The sequence below is a fragment of the Pseudofrankia inefficax genome, from assembly GCF_000166135.1.
GTDB lineage: Bacteria > Actinomycetota > Actinomycetes > Frankiales > Frankiaceae > Pseudofrankia > Pseudofrankia inefficax.
Genome location: NC_014666.1, coordinates 7,380,069 through 7,393,816, shown reverse-complemented (window position 1 = coordinate 7,393,816; position 13,748 = coordinate 7,380,069). Strand labels below are relative to the sequence as shown.

The window sequence follows — 13,748 nt, the reverse complement described above, 5'->3', positions numbered from 1 at the left end:
AATGTCCCTCAGACGTGGGTACTCCTTGGCGGGTTGGCAGCGATACGGCCGCGAGCCCCGTCGCCGACCTCGTCCTCACTGTCGGCCAGTGCGGCCTCGGACAACGTCTGCCCGTCCCGCGCCTTGATCATGATCGCCGTTTTGGCCCTCGAATGGTTGCGAGAAGACTCGATTCGCGACCGCCTGAGGGCGAAAACGGCGATCATCACCAGTCCAACCACATCTCGATCAACTATGACCGGGTCGCGGCTGGGTTCGTCGAGAACGCGCTCGATCCGCAGCACCCCGAGCCGCAGATCTGGGCCATCGTGCTGCCAGGCATCGGTGGCTGACCCCCGCCTGAGGCGGTCCTGACCGGCCGGCACGGGCGCGCGAAACCGTACCGGTGCCGGCGGCGTCACCTGCCCATGACCTGGCTACGCTCCGGCGCCGGACTGTTCGCCCTGGAGGGTCCAGCCGGCGCCGGAGCGGAGCCAGCCGGCGGAGGCGGCGGTTCCGCCGTCCACGCTCAGGGTGGTGCCGGTGATGTAGGCGGCCTGGTCGGAGCACAGGAAGACCGCGGCGTCCGCGATCTCGGCCGCGACCCCCTCCCGGCCCAGCGGGACGTAACGGTCGAGTCCCGGGAAGAGCCCGGGAGCGGGCGCGGGCAGCGCATCGGGGTCGACCGGTCCGTGCATGATGCCGCGCAGGCCGGCGGTCGCGGTCACGTCGGGCGCGAGCGCGTTGATGCGGATGCCGGACTCGGCGAGCTCCAGCGCCATCGTGCGGGTGAAATTGATCATTCCAGCCTTGCAGGCCGCGTAGACGGCGAACATCGGGGCGGCGCGGGTGCCCTCGATGCTGGTGATGTTGACGATCGACCCACCGCTACGGCGAGAGGCGTTGACCGGGCCGGACGCGGCGACGGTCCGCGCGATCAGCGGGGCCGCCGTCGCGGTCGCGGCCAGCATGCTGACGAGGTTGATGTCGATGTGCCGGCGCCAGCTCCGCTCGCTCTGGTCGAGGAACCGGGTCCCCTTCACGCCGCCGGCATTGTTCACCAGGATGTCCAGGCGGCCGAACTCGGCGTGGGCCGCGGTGATGGCCGCGCCGAGCGCCGCGGTGTCCATGACGTCCGCCTGCAGGGGGAGAGCCGTGCCGCCCTCCTTCGCGATCAGCTCGGCGGACGCCGCTGCCCGGCTCGGATCGATCTCGACGAGCCCGACGCGCACTCCGGCCGCGGCCAGCCCGCGCGCGATGGCCTGCCCGATGCCGGCACCCGCTCCCGTGACCACCGCGGCCTTGCCCACGAGGCCGAGATCAAAAGTCGACGCCACGGCATGTACTCCTCAGAATTGGTCGTGCTCCTGGATTACTCACGGGTCGAGATCCGGTCTGGCCGACTGCGGGCACACCCGCGGGCGACACGGAAGCCGCGCCCGTCCGAATGTTGCGAACGGGCGCGGCTCGCGTCGCTCAGCGCCGGTCCGATCAGGTCGCCGGCTTGACCGTCTTGCCCGGGATGACCGCGCCGCAGATCGGTTCGCCCCCGTCGACGAGCTTGAAGGCGCTGCCTTCGAGCCGGACGAGCCAGGAGCAGTTGTCAGCCCCCTGGACGATGTTCTCCCGGTCGTTGATGTCCAGGGAGTGGGTTCCGAAGAGGCCCATCGCGGTGAACTTGTGAATGCCGGACAGGGCGGTGAGCACCGAGGCTGGGGTAGCGCTCTTGCCCGCGGTCTGGAGCGCCTGGACGAGCAGCCCGATGGACGTGTACCCGATGTAGCTGGCGAACGTGGGCTCGGTCTTGATGCCGGCGCTGGTCAGGTCACTCACGAACTGCTTGGTCGCGGCGGTCTGCATCTCGACCGGCTCGAAGCCGAGAGTGAAATAGACGCCCTGGGCTTCCTGCAGCGCGCCGGGACCCGCCTGGAACAGGTCGCCGCCGTAGCCGGTGGGAAGCAGCGCGGCCTTCAGGTTGACGCCCTGCGTGCGCAGCCCCTGGATCAGCGCGAAGGCCGTGTTGGGGTCGACCGTGGCCATGAACCCGTTGATCCCGGCCTTCTTCATCGCCAGGACTTCCGTGGTCACGTCGGTGCTACCGAAGGGGAACTTCGCGTTCAGGTAGCCGACCTTGATGCCCGCGGTCTCGGCCGAGACCGCGTTGGAGCTGGCGGCCTCGGACGAGCTGGGGGAGACCGAGTAGCCGAGCGTCGCGAAGTTGGTGACGCCCAGCAGCTTGAGCTGCTTGCCCGTCGTCTCGGCGACCTTGGTGTTCTGCAGCGCCCCGATGACGGAGAACATGTTCTTCGAGGTCGCCCACTCGGGACCGTCCTCGCTGATCCCGACCACCGGGACGTTGTGCGCGGTGAGGTAGGGGGCGGCGGCGAAGAACAGCGCCGACTGGCCGATGACCGCGAACACATGGTCCTGGGTGACGAGCTTCTGCGCGGCCGCCAGGGCGGTGGTGGGATTGGTCGCGGTGTCCGCGACGATGTACTTGATCGTGTAGCCGTTGCGGGACGCGTAGACGGTCCCGGCCTTGACGCCGTCGACGACGGTCTTGTTGCCCGACGCGGCGGCGCCGGTGAGGTCGGCGAGCACGCCGACCGTGATGGTCTGCTTCGCGGCCTGGTCGCCGCCGCCAGGGGTGCCGCCCGACTTCGAGGAACCGCACCCGGCGGCTAAGAGCATCGCCGCGGCGGTGGCCGCGGCTCCCAGCACGATTCTGCGCTGACGAATCACAATATCTCCATTCATGGTGGCGAAATATGCCGGACGGCCGGCGCCTGTGAGCGGACGTTCTGCTCGGCACGAGGGCAGGGGAAAAGGAATGCCCGGGATCGAATGCGCCGCGCGCTGTTCCGCGGTGGTCGACCAGAATTCAGCGGCCGCGGTGGTCGACTTCGCCGGGCCTTTGTGGATGAGGCATGCTGTGAATGGGCGGGGCGGCGTTTTGTTCCACTACCTTGGCCAGTTGCCGCGTGGCCGCCCGGTAATGGTGGAGCAGGGCGTCCTCCGTCGTGTAGTCGAACCGGTCGGTGAAGGACGGGCTGGCGGCCGGGTCGAAATCGGGGTGGTCGTCGTACCAGGCGACGAGTTCGGCCATCGCGTCGAGTGGGTCGACGGCGGGGGTGTAACCCAGCTCGCGGCGTGCCTTCTCGGTGCTGACGACGACGTGCGTCGCCGTGGTGCCGGCCAGAGGGAGCAGCGAGGTGGTCGCCTCGATGGCGATCGCTCGGGGGACGGAGACCAGCTCCAGGTCGTGCCCGAGGAGCCGGGTGATCGTGGTGGCCCAGTCCCGGAACGACCAGCTTGTCGCCTCGCCCGCGTTGTAGACCTGGCCGGCGGCCGCTTCGGGCGCGTCCAGGGCCGCGAGCACGAACGCGGCCGCGTTCGCGGCGGCGCACCGGGTGTGGATCTGATGGCCGCCGTCGGGAAGGATCAGGAAAGGCCGCCGGTCGCGCACCCGCTTGATGACCGACCACTCGGCCGGCCGCGCGTTGTTCGGCCCGAACAGCGTCGGGAAGCGCAGGACGGTCGCCCGCGGATGATGCGCGAAGACGGCCGTCTCGGCGTCGGCGAGGCGCCTGGAGAAGGCCAGTTCGGCACCGCCCGCGCCGTCGACGACGACCGGGTGCTCCTCGGTGACTGGAACCGGTAGCGGGCTCTGACCTGGGTCCGGGAAGAACCCCTGGTACACGGGCACCCCACCGATGGCGACGAACTGGTCGCACCTGCCGGCCAGCGCCGGCGCCAGATGCTTCAGCCGGCCATACATGGCCACCACGACGTCGAACGTCCGCGCGCCGATCGCGTCGTCGATCGACGCGCGGAAGTGGGGATCGCCGTGGAGGTGCTCGACATCGGGCAGTCCCGCTGGCTCGTGGGTGCCCCGATGGAAGATCGTGACCTCGTCGCCGCGCCGCAGCAGGCCGTCGAGCACGTGCGGTCCGGTAGGCCCGGTGCCTCCTACCACCAGCACTTTCATTGCTTCTCCGCCCTGCCCTCGATTGTGAAACCGAAAAATCGTCGCTTCTGTCATTGCTCGGGCAGCGAGGCGGGTCAGAACAGGATCGGCAGCTTTTCGTAGCCGCGAACCGTGCTGGTGTGCAGCCGCACGGCCCTGTCCTGGTCGATCTCCCAGGTCGGGAACCGGCGCAGGGTCTCCTCGAGCGCGACCCGCCCCTCCAGCCGCGCGAGCGAGGCGCCGAGGCAGAAATGGGCGCCGTGGCCGAATGAGACGTGACTGTCGAAGCGCCGATGTATGTCGTAACTGTCGGGATCGTCGTACTTGCGCTCGTCCCGCCCAGCCGACGCGGTGAGCAGCAGGATGTGCGAGCCGGCGGGCACCTTCGTCCCGTAGAGCTCGACATCGGCCATGACCGTGCGTCCCTGCACCGGGGACGGCGCCTCGAACCGCAGCGTCTCCTCGACCGCGCTGGGTAGCAGCGTCGGATCGGCGGCCAGGGCGGCGCGCTGGTCCGGATGGGCCGCGAGCAGCAGGCAGGCCCAGCCGAGCAGCCGGGCGACGGTCTCGGTCCCGGCGCTGACCATCTCGTTGGTGAGCGTCGCGGCCTCGGCGGTGGTGAGGCGGCGGGTGGTGTCGCCGTCCTTGACCTCGGCCTCGACGAGCGCCGTCATCATGTCGTCCCGGGGTCTCGCGCGACGTTCCTGGATCTGGTCGGCGAAGTACGCGCGCAGCCGGGCCGAGGCGCCGAGGGAGATCTCGTTGAGCGTTCCCTTGCCCTCCTCGATGTGGAAGCAGAGGTCAATCGTCCGTCGGACCTCCTCGCGGTCGGCGGGGTCCACCCCGATCAGCGCGGAGATCACCAGCGAGGGAAGCTGCGCGGCGAAGTCCTGGACGTAGTCGAAACCGCCTCCGCCGATCTGGCGGTCCAGCAACTCCGCGGCCAGCTCACGGACCTGGCCCTCCAGCCCGCCGACGCGCCGCGGGGTGTAGGCCCGCGACACCAAGGTCCGCAACATGTTGTGGACCGGTGGGTCGGAGAAGATCAGGAAGCCCGGCGGGATCGGGTCCTTGCCCATGATCTCCAGCAGGGTCCCGTACTTCGAGCTGTAGGTCTTCGTGTCGCGGTGCAGGTCGTCGACGTCGGCGTGCCGGGAGACCGCGAAGAAGTCGTACTCGTCGTTGCGGTACAGCGGCTGCTCGTCACGCATACGGCGCCAGACCGGGTAAGGGTCGACGTCGACGACCGGGTCGAACGGGTCCCACTTTAAGTCCGTCATTTCTCGGACCTTCCTGTCTCGGGGCGAGCGTCGATGGGGCTCCGAAGTCGGTGCAGTTCCGAAGTCGGTGGGGCTCCGAAGTCGGTGGAGCTCAGAAAACGCCGATGCCGGCGGCTTCGTTGCGTAGACGCCACTGCTCGCGCGGCATCCTCGTGGTGTCGACGCCCGCGGCGAGGGCACGAAGCGCTCCCACCGTCGAGTCCTCCCGCGACCTGTGCGCGAACGGATCCCAGTCGAAGAACCGGCAGGCGTTCTGCCAGGTGATCCTGTTGATCTCGTCGTCGCGGCAGCCGGCCTGCTGGAACTCGTTCCAGGCGAACTCGGGGGAGTCGGGCCAGGTGGTGTCCGTGTGCGGGTAGTCGCACTCCCAGGCGATCATGTCGACGCCGATCGTGTCGCGCATCTTCAGGCCCGAGGGGTCGGTGATGTAGCAGGCGAGGAAGTGCTCGCGGAACACGTCCGAGGGCAGCTTGCCGGCGCCGAAGCTGTTGCCGATCCACGGCTGGTTCTGGAAGTGGCGGTCAACCCTGTCCAGGTAGAACGGAATCCAGCCGATCCCGCCCTCGGAGAGAGCGACCCGCAGGTCCGGGAACCGGCGCAGGGTCGGGCCGAACAGCAGATCCTGGGCGGTGAGCATCGTCAGCTGCGACGGCACCACGATCATGTGGTCGACCGGCGCCTCGGGAGCCAGCTTGACGATGTCCCACGCGCCACCGATGTGCAGTGAGAGCACCATGTTCTCGTCGACGAGCGCCTGCAGCATCGGGTCCCAGTGGCCCGACAGGAAGCTCGGCCAGCCCTGCGAGTGCGGCGCCTCCAGGAAGCTGATCGAACGGCAGCCCTTGCGGGCGATCCGCCTGATCTCGGCGACCGCCAGGTCGACGTCCCACATCGGCACGATGCCGAGCGGGATGAAACGGCCCGGGTAGGCCGCGCACCACTCGTCGATGTGCCAGTCGTTGTAGGCCCGGAGCATGACGAGGGACAGGTCCTTGTCGATCGCCTCGGAGAAGGTACGGGCGTTGAAACCCGCCATCGTCGGGAAGCACATCGACGCGAGAATGCCGTTGACGTTCATGTCGTCGACTCGCCCGTGCACGTCGAAGCAGCCCGGCCGCAGCTCCGAGAACGCGCCGGGGTTGAAACCCCATTCCTCGCGCGGCCAGCCGACCGTCGCCGCCATGCCGAACGGGGTGGACGTGCTCTGGCCCTGGAAGACCCACTCGTCGACGCCCGCGGAGTTCCGGACCACCTTCGGAACGTCGTCGAGCCATTTCGCCGGGACGTGGTTCTTGTACATGTCCGGAGGCTCGATGACGTGGTCATCGATGCTGACCAGGATCAGGTCTTCCTTGCGCATGGGGCGGTGTCCTCTCGCTGCGAGCTGACAAGATGGGGGCGAGAACGGGCCAGGAACAACGCGGGTGGCGTCACGCGATGATTCCTCGCACCTTCAGGTCGAGGATCTTCTCCCAGTCGAGCCCGAGATCGGTGAGGATCGCGTCGCCGTGTTCGTTGAACTCGGGCGCACGGCCCGCGGCGGCGGGTTTCTCGTCGAACTGCACCGGCGCGGCGACCATCTCGAAGGGCACCCCCGCGGCGGTCTCGCACGGCTGCAGGTAGCCGTTGGCGATGGACTGCGGATCGCGCGCGGCCTCGAGGGTGTCCTGGACGACGGTCCACTGGCCGATGAAGTCCTTCAGCGCGTCGCGCCACTCGTCGACGGTCCGCTGCGCGATCACCTCCCCGACGGCGCGGGCCGCTTCGTCGCTGTGGGCCATCAGCGACGAGTGGTCGGCGAACCTGGGGTCGGTGGCGAGGTCGCCGCGTCCGACGCTCTCGCAGAACGGCGGCCAGTAACGGGCGGCCTGCAGGCAGCTGAACGACAGCCACCTGCCGTCCTTCGTGCGATAGGTGCCGACCAGCGGGTTGCCGCGCGGGGCGTCGATGGGCGGGGGCGCCCACCCTCGGCCGAGGTTGACCGACAGCCCGATCGCCTGGGCCATCGCCCACATCGCGGACGACAGCAGCGAGACGTCGACGACGGTGGCCTCGCTGGTGCGCTCCCGGTGGTAGAGCGCCATCGCGATGCCGCCGGCGATGGCCATCGCGCCGATCGAGTCACCGAATCCCGGTCCCGGTGGGTAGGGCACCTGGCCGTGCTCGGGCTGCATGATGCCCATGGCGACGCCGGCGCGGGCCCAGAACGCGAGGCCGTCGTAGGAGCCCTTGTCGGCGTCCGGGCCGCGTTCGCCCTGACCTGTTCCGCGCACGTAGATGATGTCCGGGTTGTGTGCGCGGATGTCGTCGACCTCGATGTGCAGCTTCGCGCGGACGTGCGGGAGCTTGTTGGTCAGGAACACGTCCGAGGTGGCCGCGAGCTGATAAAGAATCTCGGCGCCCTCGGGCGTGGCGATGTCGAGCGCGAGGCTGCGCTTACCCCGGTTCGAGTGTTCGAGCAGGACGTGCACGTCGCTCGGGACGAACGCCGTTCCGGTCGAGGCCAGGCCGCGCATGGCGTCGCCACGCTCGACATGTTCGATCTTGATGACGTCCGCGCCGAGATCGGAGAGGAGCGCCGAGGCCGCCGGCACGAATGTGTGTTCGGCGACCTCCAGGACGCGGACGCCTTCCATGACTGACGTCATGCCTCTCCTTCTCGACGACGGGCCGCCCGCGTGACGCGGGCAGTGGAAACTGTGATGCCGCGCGGACCTAGAGGAGCTCCGCCTTGCGCTGACCGAGCGCCTTCACCTTTGACCTGACCTGGGCCTTCACGAGATGTGGACGGCGCCGAAGCTCTCGATGAAGTCGAGCGTGGCGGCCGTCTCCCGGGTGAAACAGGTGATCATCAGGCGGTTGACGCCGGCCTTCTCGATTTCGGCGATCGCTTCGCGGTGCCGGTCCGGCTCGCGGGCCGGGTCCTCGATCTCGCTGTAGGAGTAGAGGAAGTCGATCGGCTCGGTGCGGCCGTGTTCCTCCGCTGCCGTACGCACCTCTTGGATCATCTTGCCGAGCTGTTCCACCGAGCTGATCGCGACGGTTCGGGCGGTGGTGGACAGCTGCGGGGGCCCGGACATCGGCATCCAGCCCTGGGCCCGCTCGGCGACGCGCCGCCGGCTCAGCTTCGAGTTGCCGCCGATCCAGATCGGGATCGGGTTCTGCACCGGCCGCGGCCGCGCGATGACGTTCCGGGCGTCGAAGTGCCGGCCCCGGTAGGTGAACGGCTCGCCGCTCCAGTGCAGCGGAAGGACGTCGAGCGCCTCGTCGAACAGGAGGTTGCGCTCTTCCATGTCCACGCCGAGGGCGAAGAACTCCGACTTCTGGTAGCCAGCGCCGAGCCCGAGGATGAACCGTCCGCCGGAGAGCTTGTCGACGGTCGCCGCGGCCTTGGCGAGCACGAACGGGTTGCGATACGGCGCCACCGAGAGATGGGTGAGCAGCCTCAGCCGTTCGGTCGCCGCCGCGGCGAACGCGAGGCCGACGAACGGGTCGAGGCTCTGGTGGCCGCCGGAGGTCAGCCAGTTGGCGCCCGGAATTGGGTGATCGGTGAGCGCGAAGCCCTCGAAGCCGGCTCGCTCGGCCGCGACCGCGACCTCGTCGACTGGCCCCGGCTCGAACATGTCACCGTCGACTCCGGTGGTCTCCGGATAGTGAAAGAAATAACGCATTGTCACCTCGTCCTTAGTACCGCCGACGCCTTGTCGGACCTGTCGGAGTCCTTCGCGCGGCTCTGGCGCGACTTGCCAGGACGCCTACCCGATGACGAGAGGCAGGGTCTCCCACCCGCGCACGGTGGAGGTCTGCGCGAGTTTCGCGACCTCCCAGTCGACCTCCCAGTCGGGGAAGCGAGTGAGGATCTCCTCAAGGGCCACGCGGCCTTCGAGCCGGGCCAGCGCCGCGCCGAGGCAGTAGTGGGCGCCGAATCCGAAGGTGAACTGCTGGCTGATCCGCCGGCGGATGTCGAGCCGGTCAGGATCGTCGAAGCGTTCCTCGTCCCGGTTCGCCGACGCGAGGACGAAGATGACGGCGGCGCCGGCGGGGACCGTCGTGTCGTGGAACACGACGTCCTCGGTGACGTAGCGGGCGGCGAACGGGGCGGGCGGCTCGAGACGGAGGATCTCCTCGATGCCGTTCGGGATCAGCGACCGGTCGGCGACCAGTTCCCGCCGGGCCTCTGGGTGGCGGGCCAGAGCCGAGCCGATCCAGCCGATGAGCCGACCGGTCGTCTCGTTGCCGGCGCTCGCCACGATGGTGACGTAGGAGAGGACCTCGTCGCGGGTCAGCGTCCGCCGCACCCCCTGCTCATCGGTGAACTCGGTCATGAGCAGGTCGGTCATCAGGTCGTCGGACGGGTGCTCTTTCCGCCAGTCGATGTAGGGGCCGAAGATCTCACCGGACAGGATGGCGCCCTCGGAGAGGTCCATCTGGCCGCCGTTCTCGGTGCGCAGTTTGCTGTCGAACATGTCCCGCAGCTCGGCCTGATCGCTTTCGGGGATGCCCATCAGCATGCCGATCACCCGCATCGGCATCTCCGCGCCGACGGCCTGGATCAGGTCGAACCGCGTCTCGCCGACCAGTGGGTCGAGCACCTGCCGGCAGTACTCCCGCACCTTCGGCTCGAGTGCGCTGATCCGGCGCGGCGTGAACACCCGCACGAGAAGGCGCCGGTGGATGTCATGCGTGGGCGGGTCCTCGAAGATGAGCGTGCCCGGGGGGATCTCCAGGCCGGACTTGATCAGCTCCAGGATCCCGCCGCGCGCCGAGCTGAACGTCTTCGCGTCCGGAAGTCCCCGCTCGCAGTCGGCGAAACGGGTGACCGCGTAGAAGTCGTGCTTCTCGTTGTAGTAAAGCGGCGCCTCGGCCCGTAACCGGCGGAAGGTCGGGTACGGGTCAGCCGCCAGGGCTGGGTCGTACGGATCCCAGTAGACCGGATCGACGGTCGTCATCATCAATCACGATTCCTATGTCGGAAGGCCGGACATTCCGCGGCCTCGTGGCCGTGACGCCACGAGGTCGGAGAGACCTGGCGGCGTCGCGGTGTCGTCAGACTCGGTAGAGCTGGGCCGCGTTGCCGCCCATGACCTTCAGCTGGGTCTGCGGGCGCAGGGTGGCGATCGTGTCGCTGACCTGCTCGATCGGGCTCGGGTGCAGGCAGGTCGGGTGCGGGAAGTCGGTCTCGAACATGATCCTGTCCTCGCCGACCTGGTCGATGAGGTGCTGAAGGTCGCCGCGGCCGGTCTCGAACCAGAACGTGGCGTACCAGTTGCTCTGGAAGTATTCGGACGGCGTCTTCTGGAGCTTCTTCGCCCAGGCGGGGGCGTTCTCCAACAACTCGTAGTCCATCGCCTCGAGCATGAACGGAACCCAGCCGATGCCGGACTCGACGGACACCATCTGCAGGGTGGGGTGCCGGTCGAACATTCCCGAGTAGGCGCTGTTGAGCAGCACGCGCGAGTTGTTCTGGAACAGCGAGGCGCCGCCGATCGCGGGCTTGACGTAGTGGTCCTGGCTCGGCCAGAAGGTCGTGCCGAAGTAGGCGAGTGCCGTCTGGCTGGCGCCGATGTGGAAATGCACCGGCAGGTTGAGCCCCGCGCACACCTCCCAGAACGGGTCCCACGCGTGGTCACCGAGGTCCGGCGACCCGGAGTCCTGGGGGTCGGCGGTCATGTTGACACCCCGGGCGCCCTGCGCGGCGCAGCGCTGGGCCTCCCGGACGCAGTCGTCGATGCTCCACGCCGGCATGATCGGCATCGGCAGCAGCCGGTTGCCCGACTGCTCCTGCACATCGGCCATCGCGTCGTTATAGAGCTCGACGCAGAGCCGCAGCAGCACCTCGTCCCGCACCGAGTTGCGCAGGTTCTGACCGCCGATGCCGATCTCGTTCGGGTAGAGGACCTGCGCGTTGATGCCCAACTCGTCCATGAGGCGCAGGCGCTCCGCCGCGTCCCACGCGGCGGGGTGCACGTCGTCAATGGTCCAGGACCCGCCCTGGGACGCGCGGAACGCGTGCTTCTTCCCGTCGTGGTCGACAGTGCCGCCCGAGCCCGCCTTGCCGAACGTCTTGCCGTCGATCACCCACATGGGCTTTCCGTCGACCTGCTCGACGTGCGGCACGCGATCCTCGTAGCCCTTCGGCGCCCGTTCCGTGAAGAGATCGTGACGCTCGGTCATGTGCGAGTCGGCGTCGATCACTCGCAGACCGTCGGCCAGCTTGGCCACCGGAGCCTCCTTGCGTCCGCTCGATCGCGCCTGCCTGGCGCGTCGGTGAGCGTACGCTCACTTCAGGGCTCTCGCAATATTCTATTTTCTATTGACCGGCAGCGCTCCTAGCAGCCAGGATGGCGAAGTGGTGATCAAATCCGGGTCGCAGCGGACGAAGACGAGCACTCTGGTTGTCGAGCACGTGCAGCGGGAGATCTTCGAGGGCCGGCTGCGGTCCGGCGACCGGATCTACGTCGAGCGGCTCAGCGCGGCCCTCGACGTCAGCCCCACACCCGTCCGTGAGGCGTTCGTCCTGCTCGAACGGGACGGCCTGGTGACGGCGCAGGTGCATCGGGCGACGTTGGTGCAGCACTTCGACGCGCGCACCCTGCGGGCGGACTACCACATCCTCGGCTACCTCGGCGGAGTCGCCGCCGCTCGCGTCGCTGAGGATCGTGGCCCCGAGGTGCTGGACCAGCTGACGAGCCTTCTCGATGCGCTGGCCGACAGCGGAGGCCTGGCCGGTCGTCGCAGGGACCTGGCCACCGAGATCCTCCGGGTGCAGCACCGGGCTGGGGCGACCCCTCGGCTACTGGAGGAACTCCGTGGCCAGGGCAGGTTCCTCGGCTGGGCGGCGGGTGAGAGCGAACGGCGACGCCACGAGGACATCGTCGACGCTCACCGACAGGTCATCGAGGCGATCATCGCTGGTGACCCCTGGCGGGCGTCGCAGGCGCGGGTGGCCGAGGCCGCGGCGGCCGGCGAACAGGTCATCCACGAGCTGACCCGGCGCGGTGTGCTGCGGGCCGACGGCACCAATGCCGCCTCTAGCCAGGAGAGCAAGCGTTCACTACAGTCGTAGATGCTGGGCGGTCGCCCAGCAGGGAGAGTGACCCCGGGGTGTCGCGACGGGTGGCGGACACGCGTGACGCCTCGACGTGGGGACCCTCGGCGCGCCGACCTGGCAGAGGCCCCTTCTCCAGGGGAGATCTTGGCCCGTTGGCTGCCGAAGGAGTGCCGTCCGCACCCTTTGCCGACTCCTAGAAGTGTGAAGAATGATTGAGAAGTCAGCCGGAGCTCAGACTCTGATCGACGACGAGTGGGTCGAGAAGCACTTCGACCCCGTCGCGCCCGAGCTCGCCCGCGACTTACATCCGACTCTTGCCCGGGCTCGCTCGCGGTGTCCCGTGGCGCGCAGCGACCAGCACGGCGGCTTCTGGGTGGTGACGCGCAAGGAGGACGTTCTGCGCGTCGCCCAGGACTGGCAGACCTTCACCTCGGAAGAGGGAATCACCGTGCCGGCGCCGCCGGGGCCGTCGATGAAGATCCTGCCGGTCACGGTCGACCCGCCGCTGCAGCGTGCGTTCCGGCAGCTGACCAATCCCTACTTCAGGCCGGCCGTGGTCAGTGAGTGGGAGGCGCCGACTCGCCAGCTCGTGAACCGGCTCATCGACGGTTTCATCGAGGAGGGCGCCTGCGAGTTCATGGAGGCGTTCGCGCGCCCGCTCCCAGGGCTGGCGTTCTTCGACCTCGCGCTGCACGCTCCCGCCGAGGACCTGGAGGAGGTGAACGGGTACGCCACGATGGCGGGACAGGTCCACCGCCCCGAGGCGATGGACTGCCTGATGAAGCTGGCCGGCTGGATCGCCGAGTTCATCGAGAAGCGGCGGCGGGAAGGGCCACGCGGGGATGTGGTCGACGCCGTGATGGGGGCCGAGATCGAGGGGCGCCCGATCACCCCCGAGGAGGTGATCGGCACGATTCACCTGCTGATCCTCGGTGGCCTCGAGACGACCGCCGGCGTGCTGGGAATGGCGATGCAGCGCATGTGCGAGCACCCCGAGATCCTCGCGGCGCTGCGGGAGCGGCCAGAACTGATCCCGAACGCCGTCGAGGAGTTCCTCCGGATGGACGGCTCCTTCGTGGGCATCGCCCGCTGCGCTCGCCACGACACCGAGATAGGCGGGAAGGCGATCAGGCAGGGCGAGCAGGTCCTGATGTACTGGGCCTCCGCCAACCGCGACGAGGCCGAGTTCGAAGACCCCGATGTGTTCGACCTTGATCGCTCCAAGAACCCGCATCTCGCCTTCGGCGCGGGTCCCCATCGGTGCGCGGGCTCCAACCTGGCGAGGATGAACCTGCGGGTCGCGCTCGACGCGATCGTCCAGCGGCTGCACGACGTCCGCCTGCAGCCGGGCGCCGACATCGAGTTCATCTCGACCTTCAGCCGGGCGCCAGTGGCCGTTCCGATCACGTTCACGCCGGGCCCGAGAAGTGCGAGTTCATGAATTCGGGGGCAATTTCAATGACAGCCTGGA

12 protein-coding genes are annotated in these 13,748 nt (G+C 68.5%); 2 read left to right on the top strand and 10 right to left on the bottom strand.

Annotation, left to right across the window (positions count from 1 at the left end; translation table 11 throughout):
- Nucleotides 1–8 precede the first annotated feature (8 nt).
- From FRAEUI1C_RS29850 to FRAEUI1C_RS29805, 10 genes are all read right to left on the bottom strand, one after another.
- Nucleotides 9–401 (bottom strand): hypothetical protein, encoded by a 393-nt coding sequence (locus FRAEUI1C_RS29850; protein ID WP_157735089.1) that lies wholly within the window; start codon nucleotides 399–401, stop codon nucleotides 9–11.
- 15 nt (nucleotides 402–416) lie between these two features.
- Entirely contained in the window at nucleotides 417–1,316 is a 900-nt protein-coding gene (locus tag FRAEUI1C_RS29845) for an SDR family NAD(P)-dependent oxidoreductase (RefSeq protein WP_013427109.1), read from the bottom strand.
- A 154-nt stretch (nucleotides 1,317–1,470) separates the two neighbouring features.
- Nucleotides 1,471–2,721 carry an ABC transporter substrate-binding protein gene (locus FRAEUI1C_RS29840; protein WP_013427108.1) on the bottom strand — a complete coding sequence of 417 codons (1,251 nt, stop codon included), beginning with the start codon at nucleotides 2,719–2,721 and terminating at the stop codon, nucleotides 1,471–1,473.
- A 139-nt stretch (nucleotides 2,722–2,860) separates the two neighbouring features.
- A complete protein-coding gene (locus FRAEUI1C_RS29835; RefSeq protein ID WP_013427107.1) occupies nucleotides 2,861–3,967 on the bottom strand; it encodes a Rossmann-fold NAD(P)-binding domain-containing protein in 1,107 nt (368 codons plus the stop codon).
- Nucleotides 3,968–4,041: 74 nt separating this feature from the next.
- Nucleotides 4,042–5,226: a cytochrome P450 gene (locus FRAEUI1C_RS29830; RefSeq protein WP_013427106.1), complete on the bottom strand. Its 1,185-nt coding sequence runs from the start codon at nucleotides 5,224–5,226 to the stop codon at nucleotides 4,042–4,044.
- 91 nt (nucleotides 5,227–5,317) lie between these two features.
- Nucleotides 5,318–6,586: an amidohydrolase family protein gene (locus tag FRAEUI1C_RS29825; protein ID WP_013427105.1), complete on the bottom strand. Its 1,269-nt coding sequence runs from the start codon at nucleotides 6,584–6,586 to the stop codon at nucleotides 5,318–5,320.
- Between the two features lie 70 nt (nucleotides 6,587–6,656).
- On the bottom strand, nucleotides 6,657–7,874 hold the full coding sequence (locus FRAEUI1C_RS29820; RefSeq protein ID WP_013427104.1) for a CaiB/BaiF CoA transferase family protein: 1,218 nt from the start codon (nucleotides 7,872–7,874) through the stop codon (nucleotides 6,657–6,659).
- Between the two features lie 126 nt (nucleotides 7,875–8,000).
- A complete protein-coding gene (locus tag FRAEUI1C_RS29815; RefSeq protein WP_013427103.1) occupies nucleotides 8,001–8,897 on the bottom strand; it encodes an LLM class F420-dependent oxidoreductase in 897 nt (298 codons plus the stop codon).
- An 84-nt stretch (nucleotides 8,898–8,981) separates the two neighbouring features.
- On the bottom strand, nucleotides 8,982–10,175 hold the full coding sequence (locus FRAEUI1C_RS29810; RefSeq protein WP_041261753.1) for a cytochrome P450: 1,194 nt from the start codon (nucleotides 10,173–10,175) through the stop codon (nucleotides 8,982–8,984).
- Nucleotides 10,176–10,272: 97 nt separating this feature from the next.
- Nucleotides 10,273–11,448 carry an amidohydrolase family protein gene (locus tag FRAEUI1C_RS29805; protein ID WP_013427101.1) on the bottom strand — a complete coding sequence of 392 codons (1,176 nt, stop codon included), beginning with the start codon at nucleotides 11,446–11,448 and terminating at the stop codon, nucleotides 10,273–10,275.
- A 127-nt stretch (nucleotides 11,449–11,575) separates the two neighbouring features.
- Here FRAEUI1C_RS29805 and FRAEUI1C_RS29800 point away from each other — a divergent pair, with 127 nt between their 5' ends.
- The gene (locus FRAEUI1C_RS29800) at nucleotides 11,576–12,292 is read left to right on the top strand and encodes a GntR family transcriptional regulator (protein ID WP_013427100.1); all 717 of its coding nucleotides are present in this window, start codon (nucleotides 11,576–11,578) and stop codon (nucleotides 12,290–12,292) included.
- Nucleotides 12,293–12,485: 193 nt separating this feature from the next.
- Complete coding sequence (locus FRAEUI1C_RS29795; protein ID WP_013427099.1) at nucleotides 12,486–13,718, top strand: cytochrome P450; 1,233 nt, start codon at nucleotides 12,486–12,488, stop codon at nucleotides 13,716–13,718.
- The last annotated feature ends 30 nt before the right edge of the window (nucleotides 13,719–13,748 follow it).

Excerpts from the sequence above, each read along its gene's own strand:
- FRAEUI1C_RS29835 (WP_013427107.1), bottom strand. The coding sequence starts at position 3,967 with ATGAAAGTGCTGGTGGTAGGAGGCACCGGGCCTACCGGACCGCACGTG.
- FRAEUI1C_RS29830 (WP_013427106.1), bottom strand. The coding sequence starts at position 5,226 with ATGACGGACTTAAAGTGGGACCCGTTCGACCCGGTCGTCGACGTCGAC.
- FRAEUI1C_RS29825 (WP_013427105.1), bottom strand. The coding sequence starts at position 6,586 with ATGCGCAAGGAAGACCTGATCCTGGTCAGCATCGATGACCACGTCATC.
- FRAEUI1C_RS29820 (WP_013427104.1), bottom strand. The coding sequence starts at position 7,874 with ATGACGTCAGTCATGGAAGGCGTCCGCGTCCTGGAGGTCGCCGAACAC.
- FRAEUI1C_RS29815 (WP_013427103.1), bottom strand. The coding sequence starts at position 8,897 with ATGCGTTATTTCTTTCACTATCCGGAGACCACCGGAGTCGACGGTGAC.
- FRAEUI1C_RS29810 (WP_041261753.1), bottom strand. The coding sequence starts at position 10,175 with ATGACGACCGTCGATCCGGTCTACTGGGATCCGTACGACCCAGCCCTG.
- FRAEUI1C_RS29795 (WP_013427099.1), top strand. The coding sequence starts at position 12,486 with ATGATTGAGAAGTCAGCCGGAGCTCAGACTCTGATCGACGACGAGTGG.